Source organism: Bradyrhizobium sp. LeoA1Lang, assembly GCF_055413685.1.
On record NZ_JBVAPG010000090.1, the window covers coordinates 15,298 to 34,619 of the forward strand.

The following is a 19,322-nucleotide window of genomic DNA, read 5'->3' on the forward strand; positions in this document are numbered from 1 at the left end:
GGAAACGCCGCCAGAGGCCAAACGTCCCTAGTCGCTACTCCCCATTCGCTATTCGCACGTTTACGCTACCGCTTCCTTGGCCTTTTCGGCGCGCTTGCGGTCGTTCGGATCGAGGTGTTTCTTGCGCAGCCGGATCGACTTCGGCGTCACTTCGACGAGCTCGTCGTCCTCGATATAGGCCAGCGCCTTTTCCAGGGTCATCCGGATCGGCGGGGTCAGGCGCACCGCTTCGTCCTTGGAGGTGGTACGGATGTTGGTGAGCTGCTTGCCCTTCAGCACATTGATCTCGAGATCGTTGTCGCGGGTGTGCTCGCCGACGATCATGCCCTTGTAGACCTTCCAGCCCGGCTCGATCATCATCGGGCCGCGATCCTCCAACTTGAACATGGCATAGGCGACGGCCTCGCCCTGGTCGTTGGAGATCAGGACGCCATTGCGACGGCCCTGGATCTCACCCTTGTAGGGCGCGTAGCCGTGGAACAGGCGGTTCATGATCGCGGTGCCGCGGGTATCCGTCAGCAGCTCGCCCTGATAGCCGATCAGGCCGCGGGTCGGCGCGTAGAACACGAGCCGCAACCTGTTGCCGCCGGAGGGGCGCATCTCGATCATCTCGGCCTTGCGCTCGCTCATCTTCTGCACGACGACGCCGGAATGCTCCTCGTCGACGTCGATCACGACTTCCTCGATCGGCTCCAGGCTCTGGCCGGTGGCCTCGTCCTTGTTGAACACGACGCGCGGACGCGACACCGAGAGCTCAAACCCTTCGCGGCGCATGGTCTCGATCAGGATCGCGAGCTGCAATTCGCCGCGGCCGGAGACTTCCATGGAATCCTTGTCGGCGGCTTCGGTGACGCGCAGCGCCACATTGCCCTCGGCCTCGCGCATCAGGCGATCGCGGATCATGCGGCTCGTCACCTTGTCGCCCTCGGTGCCTGCGAGCGGGGAGTTGTTGACGATGAAGGACATCGACACCGTCGGCGGATCGATCGGCTGCGCCTGCAGCGGCGTCTCGACGGTGGGATCGCAGAACGTATCGGCGACGGTGCCCTTGGTGAGGCCGGCAATGGCGACGATGTCGCCGGCTTCGGCTTCATCGAGCGGTGTGCGCTCAATTCCGCGGAACGCCAGGATCTTTGACACGCGTCCCTGCTCGACCAGCTTGCCTTCCGCATTCAACACCTTCACGGCCTGGTTCGGCTTGAGGATGCCGGAGGAGATGCGGCCGGTGATGATACGCCCCAGATAGGGATTGGCCTCGAGGATGGTGCCGATCATGCGGAACGGGCCTTCCTCGACCTTCGGCGGCGCGACGTGCCGCACGATCAGGTCGAACAGCGGCTGCATGCCCGCTTCCTTCGGGCCTTCGGGGCTCTCCGCCATCCAGCCCTGCTTGGCCGAGCCGTACAGGATCGGGAAATCGAGCTGCTCCTCGCTGGCGTCGAGCGCCGCGAACAGATCGAACACCTCGTTGATCACTTCGGTGGGGCGCGCGTCGGGGCGGTCGACCTTGTTGATGACGACGATCGGCTTCAAGCCGACCTTGAGCGCCTTGGAGACCACGAACTTGGTCTGCGGCAGCGGGCCTTCGGCGGCGTCCACCAGCACGAGCGCACCGTCCACCATGTTGAGGATGCGCTCGACCTCGCCGCCGAAATCGGCGTGGCCGGGGGTATCGACGATGTTGATGCGGATGTCCTTCCACTGCACCGAGGCGGCCTTGGCCAGGATGGTGATGCCGCGCTCGCGCTCGAGGTCGTTGGAATCCATGGCGCGTTCGGCGACCTTCTGGTTCTCGCGGAACGTACCGGATTGCTGCAGCAGGCGGTCCACCAGCGTGGTCTTGCCGTGGTCGACGTGGGCGATGATGGCGACGTTACGAAGATTCATGGCTCTGCTTTTCGGTCATGCACAGGTCTTGAGCGATCTCGCCGGAAAGCCGGGATCGATCTTTAGCAACTACGGCCCCTCCGGGTCCGGATCACACTCAAGCCGTTGAAATCTCGCGGGGCGCGGTTCGCCTCAAAAAGCAAGCCCGGCCAAAAGGGACCGGGCAAAGCTTGCGCGTTTGCGGCGCAATATAGTCAGAAACCGTCAAAAAACAATGCGTTGTTTGCCGGTTACCGGCCGTTTTTCGAACCCTGCCGGTTGTTCCGGCAACCGCCGATATCTTACCGGGATCCCGCTATCCGGTTTCCTCTTCCTTGCTCGGATAGACGCCGCGGAGCACCTCCTCAAAGTGGTCCTTGACGGCCTCGTTGCACAGGCAGGAGCGGAGCCGCAGGACATCGAGGTTGCGGACCAGGATCGCGCCGCGGCGCGTCTCCAGCACGCCCTCGGCCTTGAAGGACTGAATCACGCGGCTGGCATAGCTGCGGCCCACCCCCAGCAGGGTGGCGAGCTGCTCATGCGTGAGCGGCACGGCGCCGTTGCCATTGGTGCGCTCCATCGCCGAGATGATCCATTTGGCGGTGCGCTGCTCGATCGAGTGGATTGCGTTACAGGCCGTCGACTGGAAGATCTGCGCCAGCATGCAATCGGCATAGCGCGCGAACACGTTGCGGATCGAGGGCGATTTCAGCTTGGCCGCTTCCAGCCTGCCGACCGTCATCCGCACGAACGGCCCGCCGAATTTGACGATGATGCGGGTATAGGCGGGAAGAAATCCCTGGCTGACGACGCCACCGACAGCACCTTCGCGGCCGACCAGAATGGTCTCGACGTCGCGGCCGTCCTCGTTGGTCACGAGGTAGGAGACGAGGCCGGGCCCGCAGGGAAAATACACGGTCTCGACGTCGTCGCCGGGGTTGTAAAGCAGGTCGTTGGCGTTGGCCTCGGCGCGCGCGAGGTGCGGTGCGATCAGCCCATAATCGGCGTCGCTCAGACGGCGCAACAGGTTGTTAAAGGGCCGGTCTGCTCTGTCCGGTTGGCTGCGTTGTTGAAGCATCGGGTCTCCCCCTCACCAACCGCGACGATAGTCAACCTGTTCCTCCTGTTGTGTGCACAAGTGAACAGACGACGGGATCCCGGTGTGGTGCGTTTCGATAAGGGAACCGCCGGTGTGCTTGGGCGACGCGCCGGCAGCGTGCCGATGGCCGGCCCATCACCGGCGATCAGATCAATCCTTCAAGACAGGACCTTCAACACAGGACTTGGCACGCTCATGGAACCCGCCCTCTTCAACGGCATGCCCTCCGACGTGTTGATCGTCGAGGATGATCCGATCATCGCCATCGATTTCGAGGACACGATCCTCGGCTTTGGGGTGAAGACGGTGCGGACGGCGACCAGCGTCGCGCGAGCGCTTCAGATCATCGCCTATCGCCGGCCCGACTTCGCGCTGCTGGATGTCGTCCTGGCCCGCGAGAACACCTTTGCGCTCGCCGAAGAGCTCGACGCGCTACAGATCCCCTATGTCTTCGTCACCGGCTATGGCGCCGATGTCCGCCTTCCCGCCGCGCTGGCCGACAAGCCGCGCCTGGTCAAGCCGTGCTCAAGCGAAGCGCTGGAAGCAGCACTGCGAAGGCGGGTCTAAGGTCTGTAGCCCGGATGGAGCGCAGCGCAAGCCGGGGTCTCGAGTTCGCCGATGGACCGTCCCGGATTTCGCTGCGCTCCATCCGGGCTACAGGCAGCCTTCCTACACCGGCTTCGGGTCGAGCGTGGTTGACCACAGCGCGACGTCGGCGCGGTCGCGCAAGGTTACTGTCATCTGTCCGGTTGCGCCGTCGATCTTGACGTGGCCGAAGAACTGCATGCCCGCCGATGGCGGCAGGTTCTGCTTGTCGGCGCCGGGCGCCTTGATGAACTTCACCTCGGGTCCAAACGTGTTGTCGAGCTCGTTGGGGCCGAACGTGCCGGCATGCAGCGGGCCGGAGACGAATTCCCAGAACGGATCGAAGTCCTGGAACTGCGCCTTGTTCGGATTGTAGTAGTGCGCGGCGGCGTAGTGCACATCCGCCGTGAGCCAGACGGTGTTGACGATCCCGGCGGTCTTGATGAAACGCAGGATCTCGGCGATCTCGAGTTCGCGGCCGCGCGGCGGGCCGTCTCCTTGCGCGAACGCTTCGGAGCCCTTGCTGTTGGCCGCATCGTCATAGACGATGAGGCTGAGCGGCATGTCGGAGGCGATCACCTTCCAGGTGGCGCGCGAGTTGAGCAGTCCGCGCTTCAGCCAGGCGAGCTGGTCCGGGCCGAGGAAATAGGCATCGGGGCCATAGCTGGTCTGCTGGTTCGGACCGTTGGGTCCGCGATAGCTGCGCTCATCCAGCATGAACACGTCCAGATGCGGTCCGTAGCTCAGCGTACGATAGACGCGCCCCGGCTCGACGATGCTTTCGCGCATCGGATACATCTCGTGGAAGGCGCGCGCCGCGCGCGCCGCCAGCACGTTGATGTCGCGCTCCTTGTAGGCGGCAGGAAGCTGTTTCGACAGTGACCAGTTGTTGGTGACCTCGTGGTCGTCCCACTGCACGAAGATCGGCACTTCCGCATTGAAGGCGCGCACATGCTCGTCGAGCAGGTTGTACTTGTGCGCCGCGCGGTATTCGTCGAGCGTCTCGGCGACCTTGGCCTTCTCCGGGATGGTGAGGTTCTTCCACAGCTTGCCGTCGGCGAGCTTCACCTCGGACGGAATGACGCCGTCGGCATAGATGGTGTCGCCGGAATGCAGGAAGAAATCCGGCTTGTATTTGCCCATGGTGGCGAAGGTGAACATGCCGCCGTCGTCGGGATTGATGCCCCAGCCCTGGCCGGCGACGTCGCCGCCCCAAACAAAAGTGACATCGCGCCGGTCGGCGGGCGCGGTGCGGAAGCGGCCGACCACGGGCTCGCCGGTGACGTTGACATGGGCAAGGTCGCGGAAGCGGACGCGGTAGAAGATGTCCTGGCCCGAGGGCAGGTTTTCCAGCAGCATCTTGGCGGTGAAATCGCTTTCGGGCAGCGCCGCGATCGGCGGCAGCGCGCGCGCGTCCTTGAAGGATTCGGTGGTTGCAACCTCGACCATCATCTGCGACGGCCGGTCGGCGCGCGCCCAGACCACGCCGCCGTCAACCCCGACATCGCCGGACTGCACGCCATGGGTGACGGCCGGCCGGTCAGCGGCGCGGGACAGGTGGGGCATCGCGATGACGCCGGCGCCAGCCGCGGCTGAAGAGAGGAATTTTCGGCGGGAAATCCTGATCGTCATGGCAAGCCTCCGTCGGTCCGGCGCCGGATGCGCCGAAATGTCGCAACAGACCTAGAAGGATTCTATGACGAAGCGATTACGGCTCCTAGCCGTCATTCCGGGGCACGCGAAGCGTGAGCCCGGAATCCATTCATCCACGTCGTTCGCGGCCCGATGGATTCCGGGCCTGCGCCTTCGGCGCATCCCGGAATGACGGGGCGTCGAGTATCCGCCTTGGCTAAGCGGTCCCTGCCGCGCGGAATTGCGCGCTGGCGCGCTGCAGGTGTTGCGGCATGCTGATCAACAGCAGCTTGCGGTCGGTGACGGCGTTGTGGAACTGCTCGAGCGCGATGTTGAAGGCGGTCAGCGTGCCTTCCTCGATTGTGCCGTGCTCGTAGCATGCGAGCGCATCGCGCAGGATGTTGTCGGCTTCCGCCTGCATCTGGTCGAGCTCTTCCATCGAGTCGCTGTGGCGTGCGGCGGCGAGCATGTCGAGCAGCCGGTCGCGCTGCGAGGTGTTGATGCTGCGTTCGTCCTTTTTCAGGTAACCGGCAAACCAGGCGCCGGCCGAACCCATCGCGGACACCAGCATCAGTCCCCACCAGATGTAATCGCTGTAGCGGTCGAGGAAGGTCTTCTCGTCGCCATCGACGAAAGCCGCAGCCCCAGGATGCACGGGAATCGTGGCGTCCTTGTCGGTGTCCGGTGTCTCGATCCTGGCAGCCGGCGGGAAATCGTTCTTCAGCGATTGCCGGATCGAGAAGAGCTGCCGGGTGAAGATGGCGATGGTGGATTCGGAAATGCCCCTGCGCGCCACGATATGGTGCGAGAAGCTGATGGTCTTGACCTCGTCCGCAGGCCGGTCGACGCCGCCGAGCGAGCCGGCGGGGATTTGCGAGGCTTCATAGGCGGGATGGTTCTGCGCGATCGCTTCCGCCGCGTCGATGGCGAGGAAGGTCGGCGTGCCGCGGGTCGAGGCTGCGATCGCGTCGGTCGTGATCTTGCTGTTGACGGGTCCGGCGGCGAGATAGGCGTCCGCTTTCTGGCTCTTGATCGCCTCGGCCGTCTCATTGGCGGAAAACTGGACGATCTCGACCTTGGCGGGGTCGACGCCATATTGCTGCAGGATCACCTTCAGGAGGTTGACGTTGGCGGGCGTGCGGCCGACGACACCGACGCGGTGGCCGGCGAGCTGCGCGATCTTGGTGATTCTTGGCGCGGCTTTCCTGCCCCCGCCTTTGCCCTGCGGCGGCACCCAGATCGCCACGACATTCTTGCGCAGCGTCGCCACCGCCTGCGCATTCCTGGGGACATCCAGATCGCCGCGGATAATGGCGAGGTCGGCCTTGCCGTCGGCCAACGCTTCGGCGCTGGCCACCGCGCCGTCGGTCTGCAGAAGACGCAGGCGGATTTGGCTGTTGCCCTGGTTGTAGGCCTGGGCGAGCGCCTGGACCACCTTGAGGTCGTCGCTGTTGGTGGGGCCGACCGCGATCTTGAGGTTCACCGGCCGCATCGCGAAGTAATAGCCGGCGGCCAGTGCGCCAATGATGGCAAGCGCGCCGGCGATCATCACGAAACTCAGCCGACGCCGCGCCGAACGCGGCGGAGGCGAAGCTGGAGCGGCGACGAAGTCAGGCTCGGTCATCGATCGCGCAAACAGCCGTTTGAGGTTCTGGGTCATCCTGCCGACGCGTTTATCCTTCGCATTGTAACAAAATTCCGGCAGCGCCTAGGTTACAATCCCGTCATGGTTACCAGCGGCGATAGGACGCGCTTTGCGGCCGCGTCGTGAGCATGGATCCCGCTGATGGCCGCCGGTGTTAGGGTGTGAACGAGTGAAATGGAGACTTGCCATGGCAGGACGGTTGTCGGCGGAGGCACGGAAATCGGCGCTGAAGGAACTATCCGGCTGGTCCGAGGTGCCGGGACGTGAGGCGATCGCCAAGACTTTCACGTTCAGGGATTTCAACGAGGCCTTCGGCTTCATGACGCGCGTCGCGCTGATCGCGGAGAAGCGCGACCATCACCCGGAATGGAGGAACGTCTACAAGACGGTCGATGTGGTGCTTGCAACCCATGATGCCGGCGGCGTCACGGCGCGCGACATCGAATTGGCCAGGGCTATGGAGGCGATCGCCAAGCAGGCTGGCTGAGAGAGGCGACTTCTCCTTGGCTGATCTTGCAGGGCAGGCAGGAGGTCCCCACCTTTTGCGTCAGGGATCGCGGGACCGCTTGGCGGCTGTGGTCCGAGGGAGCTTCTTCCGATGACATCATCCGAACACACTGTCGGTTTCGAGCCGGCCGATCGGCTGGCGCAGGACCGCGAGAGCGTGCGACGGCGTTTCTGGATCAAGCTGAAGCGGGTGGTGGCGAAACTGCCTTTCGCCGAGGACCTGCTGGCCGCCTATTATTGCGCGTTCGACAAGGAGACGCCGCGCCATGTGCAGGCGGCGCTGCTCGGCGCCATCGCTTATTTCATCCTGCCGTTCGACTTCGTGCCGGACGTGATGCCGATTCTCGGCTTCACCGATGATGCCGCGATCCTGGCGACCGCGATCCGCATGGTTGCAAGCCACATCACGCCGGAGCACCGCGAAGCCGCCCGTGCCGCGCTGAAGCGCGGCATCGAGACAGCCGAGGAGCCGTAGATCTAGCGCTTCTCGCCTGTGCGCACCTGTGCGCGGGCGTTGTTCTCCGCTTCCCATGCCTGGAACTGCTTGAACAGCGCCTCCTTGTCGGCGTCCGTCTGCAGCTTGGCTGCGCCCGGCGATTGCTTCAGGAACTCATCGAAGCGACTGCGCGTCACGGCTTCCACGCTGTGCTTCTCAAGCCATTGCTTGGCCGCCGGCAGCCGGGTCCAGTCGGGCAGCGGCGCGGCCAGCGAGACCTCCTTCCATTTCGGATGGAACGGCGGGTTCTGGAAGGTCGGGAATTTCGTAAAGAAAGCATCCACGAACAGCGCCAGCTTGCGCGAGCGTTCCGTGTTCGGCGCCCAGTTATAGGCCGCGAGCACGGCGGGAACGGCGATGGTGTCGACGCGCTCCTGATCCGAAATCAGGTTCGGATAGTCTTTTGAGGTGAGCGTCGCCGGCAGATAGTCGTTCTGCAGCGGCTTGTCATAGTTGACGGTGACGAGGTGGAAGCGGCCATCATTGTTGAATGTGCTGACCGACTTGTAGGGCTTGCCTCCGGTCACGATCACGGCGTCGATTTCACCGGCCTTCAATTTCTCCATCGCGATGCGCTGCTCGATATAGACGAACTTCGCCTTCATCCCGAGCCGCTCGAACACCGTCAGTGCGGTTACGAAGGTACCGCCATTGGGCAGGTCGACGCTGACGATCCTGCCCTCGAGATCCTTCAAGCTCTTGATCGTCTTCGGCGCGACGACATGCATCTCTTCGTTGTAGAGCTTGGTCACATAGGCGAACTGCTTCTTGATGTCCTTCGCAAAGCCCTTCCGTTCGAGATAGTCGAGCGTGTCGGCGCGGACGATGCCGAGATCGACGCCCTGCAGGAACAGGATGTCGGCGACGCTCTGCACCGAACCGCGCCCGACGATCGGCAGTACGCGCAACTTGTTGCCGTCGTCGAGCACGGAAGCGAGGTCGGCGCCGAACTGGACGTAGGTGCCGCCGATCGTGCCCGTGATCAGCGTCACCGTGTTGGCGTTCAGGCTCTGCTTGGTGGCGACCGAGCCGAACTGGAAGATGGCCCTCAGGCTGTCGCTGACCTTGGCCGGGTCATATTCGGTTTCCTCGGCCCGTACCGCCGGGCCGCAGATCATCGTCAGGGCGATTAACGCCACTCCAAACAAGCGTCGCATGTGTTACCCCAAACCGGTTCAGTCTTGCATTTGTGTGAGACGTTGCTGGGCGTGCTGCGAGCCAAGCTCGGCCGCCCGGCGGTACCAGATCCGCGCCTGAGCCGGATCGGGCGTGATCGCGCGCGCATCCTTCGTTCCCAGCACCAGGGGATCGTAGGTCCGCGCCAGCAGCAGCGCCGCGTCGGCTTCCTGCGCATCGGCGGCGCGCTCAAGCAGCAGCCGTGCGGCTGGGATATCGCCGATCGCAAGCAGGCTGTTCGCCCGCTTCATGAGGGCGCTGAGCTCGTCGGGACTGACCTGTCTTGCCTGCGGCGTAGCGGGCGGTGCCGCTTGTGGCGCTGCCGACGGCGCGGGTGGAGCGGCAGATGGTGCTGGTGGAGCGGCAGAGACAGATGGTGATGGCCCGACCACAACCTGGCCGCCCTTGATCGCCTCCTGATAGGCCGCCGTGATCTGCTCGCGCGACGGCGGAGCTGCCTTGGTTGGCGGCGGCGGTACCGGCTCGCTCACGGGTTGCAGGAGCGCCGCCATGACGGTTCGCGCATGCACCTGCGAAGTGCCCAGCAGCCACGTCTTGGCGGCGACCATGGTGTCGCGTGTGACATCAAGGGAAACCAGCAAAACAGCGGCCGCCGCAGCGGCAGCGATGAGAAGACCGCTCGTGAGCAAAGAGCGGCCAAGCGAGCGTTCAAGGGAACCTCGTTGGTATTTCGCACCGCTGTCCTCGTCGAGAGGGTATGAAAGGAACAGCGGAGCGGGTTCGTCTCTGTCGATGTCGGTATCTGCTCGATGCGACCGCTGGTAGCGATACTCTGCTAGCTCAGGATCGTCGAAATCCGCGTCATGCGCCTGCCTCGGCGTCATGCGTCCTGAAATATCCACCATGTTGACGCTTCCCGTTACACAATACGCAACGCACGGGCATCCCTGGTTGTCTCTTGCTTGTTGTCGACGTTCCCCGAGTGCCCGCTAACGGGAACTTACGCACTGCGAATGAGCCCAAAAAACGGCCCTGATCAGAGCGAATTGGGACTTATTTTGGTTTGATTAGGGCAAAAATGCCCAATTCACTGGATTAAAATTGGGCGCTTTGGGAATAAGTTCCGCATTTGGAACCAGACTCGCTCAATTTATTCACATAGGTAAGCGCATTCGAGCCACTCAGGTAAGTGCGCGCGAATCCATAAGTGGAAGCGCCGCACCTGCCCGGCGCTACAACTCAGACGTGTGAGATCTTCTTTTTATTTTACGGCGCATGCCGTCTGTTCACGGATGCAGGATCACCTTGCCCATCGCCTTGCGGCCGGCGAGCACCTTCAGCGCTTCCGCCGTTTGCGACAGCGGGAAGGTGCGGTCGACATGCGAAGAGATCTTTCCTTCGGCGGTCCACTGCACGAGCTTCTGCAGGTTCTTGCGGTTCTTTTCGGGGTTGAGCCGCGTCCACGCGCCCCAGAACACGCCGCGGATGTCGCAGCCTTTGAGCAGCGCGAGGTTCAGCGGCATCTTCGGAATGTCGCCGGCGGCAAAGCCGATGACGAGAAAGCGGCCTTCCCATGCGATGGCGCGGAGCGCGGCTTCGGCATAGGTGCCGCCGACGGGATCGAAGATGATGTCGACGCCCTTGCCGCCGGTCAGCGCCTTCAGGCCGTCTTTCAGATCTTCCTTGGCGTAGTTGAGCGTCAGCTCGGCGCCGTGCTGCTTGGCGAACTCAAGCTTCTCGTCCGAGGAAGCGCAGGCGATCACCTTCAGGCCCATCAGTCTGCCGAGCTCGCAGGCCGCAAGCCCCGTGCCGCCGGCGGCGCCCAGCACGGCCAGCGTCTCGCCCGGCTTCGGGCTTGCGCGATCTTCCAGCGCATGCAGCGCGGTTCCGTAGATGATGATGATCCCGGCGGCGCGATCGAAATCGAGATTGTCCGGAATCTTCACGATCGAATTCGCCGGCAGCGCGATCTTCTCGCGCGCGCCATTGTGGCCGCAGGAGGCAACCACGCGATCGCCGACCTTGAGGTCGGTCACTCCAGCGCCGACGCTCTCGATCACGCCGGCGACCTCCGCCGCGGGCGAGAACGGGAACGGCGGCTTGATCTGGTACTTGCCCTGGATCATCAGGATATCGAAGAAGTTCAAAGCCGCGGCCTTGATCACGATCACCGCTTCGCCCGGTCCGGCCACGGGATCGGGCACGTCAGCCAGCACGAGATCGTCGGGTTGGCAATATTGCGTGCAGAGAATGGCTTTCATGGACACACCTGATTTTCGGACGCAGAAAGGCTGCTCGCTTCATGCCGGATTTGAAGCCGGGCGACAATACAATGCGGAGGGATCAAACAATGTTTGAAAAGAGCCTGCTGGCGCACAAGCGGATCCTCGTCACCGGCGGCGGCTCCGGTCTTGGCGCCGCGATGGGACGACGCTTCGCCGAGCTCGGCGCCGAACTTGTGATCTGCGGCCGCAGGACGGAATTACTGCAGCAGACGGCGGCGAGATTGCGCGACGATCTCGGCGCCAAGGTTGCGACGATCACATGCGACATCCGCGACGGCGCGGCGGTGGATGCGATGATGGACACGATCTGGCGCGAGGCGCCGATCGACGTGCTCGTCAACAACGCCGCGGCGACCTTCATCGCGCAGACCGAACATCTCTCATTCCGCGCTGCGGACGCGATCCTGGCGCCGACGCTGCACGGCACGATGTATTGCACCCTCGCCGCGGGCAAGCGCTGGATCGAGAGCGGGCACAAAGGCGTCATCCTCTCGATCCTCTCCACCTCGACGATCACCGGGCGCGCCTTCACCGTGCCGTCGGCGATGGCGAAGTCGGCGGTGCTCGCGATGACCAAGAGCCTTGCGGTGGAATGGGGGCCGAAGGGCATCCGCGCCGTCGCGATCGCGCCGGGCGCATTCCCGACGCCGGGTGCGACCGGCCAGCTCCGGCCCGAAGGGCGCGAGGAGAGCTGGGCGCACCGCAACCCGCTGGGCCGTCCGGGCGAGCACGGTGAGCTCGCCAACCTCGCGAGTTTCCTGATCTCCGACCAGGGCGGCTATATCAATGGCGAGATGGTGGTGCAGGACGGCGGCGCGCATTTGCGCAGTTCCGGGGCCGAGGATCTCTTGCAATGGACTGACGCGCAGTGGGAACAGCAGCGCGCCTCGCGCGCCAAAAGTTAATGCGGCGGAACCGCGCGCCACTCCCCTAACTACCTTCCCAAAAAGGCCTTTTCCGGCTATTGCATCGCGCCGGGGACGACGCCGGTTGGGCCATCTTCCAGTCACAATGATAGGGGAACCAGTTGTCCGTGCGGCAAATACTGACATCTCTGGTTGCAAGCGCCCTGCTTTGCGGGACGACTTCCCTTGCCATGGCGCAGGGCGGTTCCCCCAAGGCGGCCACCAAGGGCGCGGCGAAGCCTGCGGCCCCGGCCAAGCCGGAGGCCGCGACTGCGGCTGCCGGCGGCGTCGAACCGACGCTGATTGGCCAGTTCGGCACCTGGGGCGCCTACACGGCGGCTCCGAACGGCAAGAAGGTGTGTTTTGCGCTGGCAAAACCGTCGTCGTCGAAAACCAATCCGCCGAATCGCCCGCGCGATCCGGCCTACGCCTTCGTCTCGACCCGTCCGTCGGAAAAGGTCGTAAACGAAGTCTCGATCATGATCGGCTACACGCTGAAGCCGGGGTCGGAATCCACGCTCGAAGTCGGCGGCGGCTCGTACGCGATGTACACCCAGGGCGACGGGCTCTGGATCAAGAACGCCGCGGAAGAAGAGCGTATGGTGGAGGCCATGCGTAAGGCCGCGGACCTCACCGTGAAGGGCGTCTCGGCCAAGGGCACCGAGACGACGGACACATTTTCGCTCAAGGGCCTGTCGCAGGCGCTCGATCGGCTGGCGCAGGACTGCAGGCGCTAGTTCATTCGGAAACAGCGGCATTCATGCCTTTCCAGCGCCTGCTGGAAGGCCTATTTGATGTTCCATGACCGACACCCTCACCAGCCAGAGCGATCGCGCTAGCACCGCGCTCGTGGAGAAAGTTCCGCTCGAGACCTACGTGCCGCCGGCCAAGCCGTCGCTGATCGGGCTGTCGCGCGCGGAGATCACCGAGCGCCTCGGCGAGATCGGCGTGCCGGCCTCGCAACGCAAGATGCGCACCCAGCAGCTATGGCACTGGATCTATTTTCGCGGCGCCAAGAGCTTTGCCGAGATGACCAACGTCTCGAAGGACATGCGCAGCGAGCTGGAAAAGCACTTTACTGTCGACCGGCCCGAAGTGGTCGCCGAGCAGATCTCGAGCGACGGCACCCGCAAATGGCTGTTGCGGCTGCCGAGCGGCGATCGGCTCGAGAAGCCGCATGAGGTCGAATGCGTCTATATCCCCGAGACCGACCGCGGCACGCTCTGCGTCTCCTCGCAGGTCGGCTGCACGCTAAATTGCGCCTTCTGCCACACCGGCACGCAGCGCCTGGTGCGTAACCTCACCGCCGGCGAGATCGTCGGCCAGGTGATGGTGGCCCGCGATCGCCTCAATGATTGGGCCGACCGCGAGAACGGCAATCGCCTGGTCACTAACGTCGTGATGATGGGCATGGGCGAGCCGCTCTACAATTTCGATGCGGTGCGCGATGCGCTGCTCATCGTTGCGGATAATGAAGGCATCGGCATCTCCCGCCGCCGCATCACGCTGTCGACCTCGGGCGTGGTGCCGAACATCATCCGCACCGGCGAGGAGATCGGCGTCATGCTCGCGATCTCGCTTCATGCCGTGCGCGACGAGTTGCGCAACGAATTGGTGCCGCTCAACCGCAAATTTCCGATCGCCGAATTGCTGCAGGCTTGCCGCGACTATCCCGGCGCCTCCAACGCGCGGCGCATCACCTTCGAATATGTGATGCTGAAGGGCGTCAATGATTCGCTCGATGACGCCAAGCTGCTGGTGAAGCTGCTGAAGGGCATTCCGGCGAAGATCAACCTGATCCCGTTCAATCCCTGGCCAGGCACGCGTTACGAGTGCTCGGACTGGGAGCAGATCGAGAAATTCTCCGAATATATCTTCAACGCCGGCTATTCGTCGCCGGTGCGCACCCCGCGCGGCCGCGACATCCTCGCCGCCTGCGGCCAGTTGAAATCGGAGACGGAGAAACTCTCCGCCCGCGAGCGCCAGGCGCTGCGCGCGATGGCGATGACGGATTGATGATTTTGTGGGCATGCAGTCCGTCATTGCGAGCGAAGCGACTTGTCCGCCGAAGCTCAACGAGCGAAGGCGGAAGCAATCCATTCCTCCGGTTGCCGAGACATGGATTGCTTCGTCGCTTCGCTCCTCGCAATGACGGCGCAATAGCATGGCACTGATCGGCCGCGTCTTCCTGATCCTGTTCGCCTTCCTGGCCTCCTGCCTGGTGGCGGGAATGATCATCGTCGTGGCGGTGCTTTATCCCGAATTCAGCGATATCGGCACCGGTCAGATCGATCAGAACGCCATCAATATCGTGCTCGGCTTCGGCTTCATCTTCATTTCCGGATTCGCGCTGCTGCCGGCGCTGATCGTGGTGCTGATCACGGAAGCCTTCAATGTCCGGGGCGCGCTGACCTATGCGATCGGTGGCGCGATCGTCGGCGCCGGCTGTTATCTCGGCCTGGTTCCGTTCGATCCCGATACGTTCCAGTTCGAGGGCATCGTGCATCGCCATCTCGAGATCATGACCGGCGCCGGCATCGTCGCGGGTCTGGTGTACTGGCTGATTGCGGGCCGCACCGCCGGCGCCTGGCGCGAGCCGCCGCGCAAATTGCCGCCGCCCCCGCCACTGCCGTCACAATCCCGGCCGCAGCCGTGAGATTTGTCCCTGTCATTCCGGGGCGGCTCAAAGAGCCGAACCCGGAATCTCGAGATTCCGGGTTCGATGCTTCGCATCGTCCCGGAATGACGACGGCAAAGGGTTTCAATACCCCATCGCCTCGGCTAAACCGCGCGCCATGAACCGGACCGGACTTTTCATCGCGCTGGGGCTTGCGGTCGTGATCGGGCTATTGTTCGGGCTCTTTCCAGAGTTCGACCTGAAGCTCGGCGCGCTGTTCTACGATGCCGCGCAAAAAACCTTTCCGTTGAAGCTGAACGCCGTCGCGTCATTTGCGCGCGATGCGGCGATGTGGATTGCCTGGGGATTCGCGCTGCCCGCGATCGCTGCGTTCGTCGTCAAAATGATCAGGCCCGACCGGCCGATGCTGATCTCGGGCCGCGCCGCGACGTTTCTCCTGGTGACGCTGCTGCTCTCCGCCGGCATCCTCACCAACTTCACTTTCAAGACCTATTGGGGCCGGCCGCGACCGGTGGCGGTGACCGAGTTCGCCGGCGACAAGAGCTTCGTGCCGTGGTGGGATCCGCGCGGCACCTGCGGCCGTAACTGCTCGTTCTTCTCCGGCGAGGGTGCGACCGCGTTCTGGACCTATGCGCCGGCAGCGCTGGCGCCGCCGCAATGGCGCGTCGTGGCGTTTGGGGCGGCGACCGTGTTCGGCATCGCCACCAGCGCCCTGCGGATGGCCTTTGGCGGCCACTTCTTCACCGATGTCGCGATTGCGGGCATCGTCACCTACCTGGTGATCTGGCTCGCCTATGCCCTGATCTACCGCTGGCCGTCGACGCGGCTGACGGATGCCCAGGTCGACGCCGCACTGACCCGGTTCGCCCAGCCCGGCTACCGGCTGATGCAGCGCTGGCGTCAGCCGGGATGATCCAATCTCCGCCGGCTGCCAGCTTTGCGCGGGGACGGCAGTTCGCCATTAAACGCGTGCCCATCAGCGCGAAATTTGATATTCGCGCAACTTAACAGCAAACGACTTTACGACCGATTGGACGCTCCATGAGTACGATCTTGAAAAGCCTGCCCAAGGGGGAAAAAGTCGGCATCGCTTTCTCGGGCGGTCTCGACACCAGCGCAGCGCTGCTGTGGATGAAGCAGAAAGGCGCCCGCGTCTTTGCCTACACCGCGAACCTGGGCCAGCCCGACGAGTCCGACTACAACGAGATTCCGCGCAAGGCGATGGAGTTTGGCGCCGAGAAAGCCCGGCTCGTGGATTGCCGCATGCAATTGGTCCACGAAGGCATTGCCGCCATCCAATCCGGCGCCTTCCACATCTCCACCGGCGGCGCCACCTATTTCAACACCACGCCGCTCGGTCGCGCCGTGACCGGCACCATGCTGGTCTCGGCCATGAAGGAGGACGGCGTCAACATCTGGGGTGATGGCTCCACCTTCAAAGGCAACGATATCGAGCGGTTCTATCGCTACGGCCTGCTGACCAATTCGAACCTGAAGATCTACAAGCCCTGGCTCGACCAGCAGTTCATCGACGAGCTCGGCGGCCGCGCGGAAATGTCGGCGTTCATGACCGCGCAAGGGTTCGCCTACAAGATGAGCGCCGAAAAGGCGTATTCGACCGACAGCAATCTCCTCGGTGCCACCCACGAGGCCAAGGATCTCGAGAGCCTGCAAAGCGGCATCAAGATCGTCAATCCGATCATGGGCGTGCCGTTCTGGCGCGACGACTGCGTCGTCAGGGCCGAACAGGTCACCGTGCGTTTTGAGGAAGGCCAGCCCGTCGCGCTGAACGGCCAGACTTTCCCCGATCCGGTGGCGCTGTTCCTCGAGGCCAACGCCATCGGCGGCAGGCATGGTCTTGGCATGAGCGACCAGATCGAGAACCGCATCATCGAGGCAAAGAGCCGCGGCATCTATGAGGCTCCCGGCATGGCGCTGCTGCACATCGCCTACGAGCGCCTGATCACCGGTATCCACAACGAAGACACCATCGAGCAATACCGGATCAACGGCCTGCGCCTTGGCCGATTGCTCTACCAGGGGCGGTGGTTCGATTCCCAGGCTCTCATGCTGCGCGAAACCGCCCAGCGCTGGGTGGCTCGCGCCATCACCGGTGAGGTGACGCTCGAGCTGCGCCGCGGCAACGACTATTCGATCTTGAACACCGAGAGCCCGAACCTGAGCTATCAGCCGGAGCGGCTGAGCATGGAGAAGGTGGAGGATGCGGCATTCACGCCAGCGGACCGCATCGGTCAGCTCACAATGCGCAACCTCGACATCGCCGATACCCGCACCAAGCTGGATCTCTACGCGGAGACAGGCCTGCTGTCGCTCGGCGAAGGCTCCAACATCCTCAGGCTCGATAGCGACAAGAGCTGAACTGTGTGAGCCTAGTAGCCCAGTAGCCCGGATGGAGCGAAGCGCAATCCGGGAACGTCTCGGACGTGGATACATGGACCCGGATTACACTTCGCTCCATCCGGGCTACGAACTGCGGCGATCCATCGCTGGCGCTCGACCCGATGTGTAATGGACGCGTCATTCGGCGCGGCTAATCTTGTCGCCTGCGCGCCCGTGGCCTTCGGAATTGCAGCCGTCCGGCGCGCCCGAACAATTGTGGGGCACAGATTATGATCAAGCCATTTGCCGGTGCCGCTCTCCTCGTCCTGCTGTCCGGATCGCCAACGCTCGCGCAGGCGATCTATCCGATCGACCGCGCCGACATCCTTGCCGGCGCCCATTTCGACTTCAAGGTCGAGTTTCCCGATCGCGTTGATCCGGCGAACGTGAAAGTCACGGTGAACGGCGCGGATTATTCCGCGGCGTTCGGCCAGTCCGGAACCTTCGTGGAGCGCGAAGATGGCAAGGAGCAGTCGGCCCTGATCGTTCGCGACGTCGCATTGACCAAGCCTGGAAGCGTGAAGGTGGAAGTCACTGACGGCGCGCGCAGCCGCACTGTCGTGTGGTCAGTTTACGATACCGGTCCGCGCAAGGCCAAGAACGTGATCCTGTTCATCGGCGATGGATTGTCGCCGGCCCATCGCGTTGCGGCGCGCATGCTCTCCAAGGGAATTGCGGAAGGCAAAAGCCTCGGCAAGCTCGCCATCGACGACATGCCGCATATGGCGCTGGTTGCAACCGCAGGCTCCGATTCGATCATCACCGATTCGGCGAATGCGGCCAGTGCCTACGCCACGGGCCACAAGACCGCCGTCAACGCGATGGGCGTCTACGCCGATCGCACCGCAAGCCCGTTCGATGACCCGAAGGTCGAAACCATCACGAGCGTCGCGAAGCGGCGGCTTGGCCTGGGCATCGGGATCGTCACCAATACCGAGGTCGAGGATGCCACGCCGGCGGCAATGGTCGCGCATACCCGCCGCCGCGCCGCCTATGATGAAATCGTTGCGCAGCTCTTCGCCGCCAAGCCTGATGTCTTGATGGGAGGTGGCAGCGCGAATTTCCTGCCGCAAGCAGCAGCCGGGAAGCGCAAGGACGACACGGATTACATCGCCCGCTTTCGCGATGCCGGCTATCAGGTGGTGACGACAAAGTCCGAGCTTGATGCTTCGGCTGCAAAACCTGACACGAGCAAGCTGCTGGGACTGTTTGCCTCCGGCAATATGGATGGCGTCCTGGACCGCAAGCTCCTCAAAGGCGGCAGCGTCGGCAAGTTTCCCGAACAGCCCGACCTGACCGAGCAGGTGCAGGCCGCGCTGAAAGTGCTGTCGAAGAACGACGCCGGCTTCTTCCTGATGGTGGAATCAGGGCTGATCGACAAATACGCTCATCTCCTGGACATGGAGCGCGCGGTCTACGACACGATCATGCTCGACAATGCCGTTCGTTTTGCGCGCGACTGGGCGCAGGCCCGCGGCGATGACACCTTGATCCTGGTGGTGGCGGACCACAATCATCCCAACAGTCTTGTCGGCACCATCAATGACGACATGACCAAGACGCCCAACGTCCCGTTCCGCGAACGCGTCGGCGTCTATGACAAAGCGGGATTCCCCAACTATCCGGCGGCCGATGCCGAAGGCTATCCCTCGCGGGTCGATGTCAGCCGGCGGCTCGCGATTTTCTCGGCCAGCCTGCCCGACCATTACGAAACCTTCCGCCCGAAGCTCGACAACCCGAATGATCCGACCGCGAAGGGCGATGAGCCTGGGACGTTCAAAGCCAACGACAAATACAAGGACGTTCCGGGCGCAGTGCTGCGTCCTGGCAATCTGCCGGCGATGATCGGCGCCAGCGTGCATTCGGGAGAGGACGTCATCCTGACCGCAACCGGTCCCGGCAGCGAACGCGTTCATGGTTCGATGGACAACACGGACGTTTTCCGTGTCATCGCCGATGCGCTGGGACTAGCGGCACCGGCGCCGTAGCGTCGCGAGCTCTTGTAGATTCCATGGGGCGGTGAGCGCGCCCTTTCCGGTAGGTTTGGGTTTCCACACTCGAACCATCGGAGAGTCTGATGCAAGCATCGACCAAGAGCACGCCCACCGCCGGCCATTGTGGCACGAT

The 19,322-nt window shown here is 63.4% G+C and carries 17 protein-coding genes; 10 read left to right on the top strand and 7 right to left on the bottom strand.

Annotated elements, in window-relative coordinates; translation table 11 throughout:
• Positions 1-60: 60 nt before the first annotated feature.
• A complete protein-coding gene (gene typA, locus ACZYOF_RS26700; RefSeq protein ID WP_463717651.1) occupies positions 61-1,887 on the bottom strand; it encodes a translational GTPase TypA in 1,827 nt (608 codons plus the stop codon).
• A 295-nt stretch (positions 1,888-2,182) separates the two neighbouring features.
• Positions 2,183-2,944 (bottom strand): Crp/Fnr family transcriptional regulator, encoded by a 762-nt coding sequence (locus ACZYOF_RS26705; RefSeq protein ID WP_130583461.1) that lies wholly within the window; start codon positions 2,942-2,944, stop codon positions 2,183-2,185.
• 216 nt (positions 2,945-3,160) lie between these two features.
• On the opposite strand from ACZYOF_RS26705, the gene ACZYOF_RS26710 reads away from it, so the two are divergent.
• Positions 3,161-3,532: a response regulator gene (locus ACZYOF_RS26710; protein WP_463717652.1), complete on the top strand. Its 372-nt coding sequence runs from the start codon at positions 3,161-3,163 to the stop codon at positions 3,530-3,532.
• Positions 3,533-3,634: 102 nt separating this feature from the next.
• Here the strand turns inward: ACZYOF_RS26710 and ACZYOF_RS26715 are convergent, their stop codons facing one another.
• Together ACZYOF_RS26715 and ACZYOF_RS26720 are read right to left on the bottom strand one after the other, a co-directional pair.
• On the bottom strand, positions 3,635-5,182 hold the full coding sequence (locus tag ACZYOF_RS26715) for an alkaline phosphatase D family protein (RefSeq protein WP_463701846.1): 1,548 nt from the start codon (positions 5,180-5,182) through the stop codon (positions 3,635-3,637).
• A 217-nt stretch (positions 5,183-5,399) separates the two neighbouring features.
• Positions 5,400-6,842, bottom strand: coding sequence for a TAXI family TRAP transporter solute-binding subunit (locus ACZYOF_RS26720; protein WP_463717653.1), 1,443 nt, complete (start codon positions 6,840-6,842; stop codon positions 5,400-5,402).
• Positions 6,843-7,014: 172 nt separating this feature from the next.
• Here ACZYOF_RS26720 and ACZYOF_RS26725 point away from each other — a divergent pair, with 172 nt between their 5' ends.
• Together ACZYOF_RS26725 and ACZYOF_RS26730 are read left to right on the top strand one after the other, a co-directional pair.
• Complete coding sequence (locus tag ACZYOF_RS26725) at positions 7,015-7,314, top strand: 4a-hydroxytetrahydrobiopterin dehydratase (RefSeq protein WP_208823086.1); 300 nt, start codon at positions 7,015-7,017, stop codon at positions 7,312-7,314.
• 111 nt (positions 7,315-7,425) lie between these two features.
• Positions 7,426-7,809, top strand: coding sequence for a YkvA family protein (locus ACZYOF_RS26730; protein WP_282531234.1), 384 nt, complete (start codon positions 7,426-7,428; stop codon positions 7,807-7,809).
• Positions 7,810-7,811: 2 nt separating this feature from the next.
• On the opposite strand, the gene ACZYOF_RS26735 is transcribed toward ACZYOF_RS26730, so the two are convergent.
• The 3 genes from ACZYOF_RS26735 to ACZYOF_RS26745 all read right to left on the bottom strand — a co-directional run bounded on the left by ACZYOF_RS26735 (position 7,812) and on the right by ACZYOF_RS26745 (position 11,228).
• On the bottom strand, positions 7,812-8,987 hold the full coding sequence (locus ACZYOF_RS26735; protein ID WP_463717654.1) for a TAXI family TRAP transporter solute-binding subunit: 1,176 nt from the start codon (positions 8,985-8,987) through the stop codon (positions 7,812-7,814).
• Positions 8,988-9,005: 18 nt separating this feature from the next.
• Positions 9,006-9,872 carry a hypothetical protein gene (locus ACZYOF_RS26740; protein ID WP_282531232.1) on the bottom strand — a complete coding sequence of 289 codons (867 nt, stop codon included), beginning with the start codon at positions 9,870-9,872 and terminating at the stop codon, positions 9,006-9,008.
• A 381-nt stretch (positions 9,873-10,253) separates the two neighbouring features.
• Positions 10,254-11,228, bottom strand: a complete 975-nt coding sequence (locus ACZYOF_RS26745) for an NADPH:quinone oxidoreductase family protein (protein ID WP_130581994.1) — start codon at positions 11,226-11,228, stop codon at positions 10,254-10,256.
• A gap of 89 nt (positions 11,229-11,317) precedes the next feature.
• Between ACZYOF_RS26745 and ACZYOF_RS26750 the strand changes: the two genes are divergently transcribed.
• The 7 genes from ACZYOF_RS26750 to ACZYOF_RS26780 all read left to right on the top strand — a co-directional run bounded on the left by ACZYOF_RS26750 (position 11,318) and on the right by ACZYOF_RS26780 (position 19,183).
• Complete coding sequence (locus ACZYOF_RS26750) at positions 11,318-12,157, top strand: SDR family oxidoreductase (RefSeq protein WP_463717655.1); 840 nt, start codon at positions 11,318-11,320, stop codon at positions 12,155-12,157.
• Positions 12,158-12,348: 191 nt separating this feature from the next.
• The gene (locus ACZYOF_RS26755; protein WP_463717656.1) at positions 12,349-12,894 is read left to right on the top strand and encodes an invasion associated locus B family protein; all 546 of its coding nucleotides are present in this window, start codon (positions 12,349-12,351) and stop codon (positions 12,892-12,894) included.
• A gap of 64 nt (positions 12,895-12,958) precedes the next feature.
• The gene (gene rlmN, locus ACZYOF_RS26760) at positions 12,959-14,173 is read left to right on the top strand and encodes a dual-specificity RNA methyltransferase RlmN (protein WP_463717657.1); all 1,215 of its coding nucleotides are present in this window, start codon (positions 12,959-12,961) and stop codon (positions 14,171-14,173) included.
• Between the two features lie 148 nt (positions 14,174-14,321).
• Positions 14,322-14,813, top strand: coding sequence for a hypothetical protein (locus ACZYOF_RS26765; protein WP_130581990.1), 492 nt, complete (start codon positions 14,322-14,324; stop codon positions 14,811-14,813).
• A gap of 139 nt (positions 14,814-14,952) precedes the next feature.
• On the top strand, positions 14,953-15,708 hold the full coding sequence (locus tag ACZYOF_RS26770) for a phosphatase PAP2 family protein (RefSeq protein WP_463717658.1): 756 nt from the start codon (positions 14,953-14,955) through the stop codon (positions 15,706-15,708).
• 128 nt (positions 15,709-15,836) lie between these two features.
• Positions 15,837-17,174, top strand: coding sequence for an argininosuccinate synthase (gene argG, locus ACZYOF_RS26775; RefSeq protein ID WP_130227331.1), 1,338 nt, complete (start codon positions 15,837-15,839; stop codon positions 17,172-17,174).
• Between the two features lie 251 nt (positions 17,175-17,425).
• Positions 17,426-19,183 (top strand): alkaline phosphatase, encoded by a 1,758-nt coding sequence (locus ACZYOF_RS26780; RefSeq protein WP_463717659.1) that lies wholly within the window; start codon positions 17,426-17,428, stop codon positions 19,181-19,183.
• Positions 19,184-19,322 lie beyond the last annotated feature (139 nt).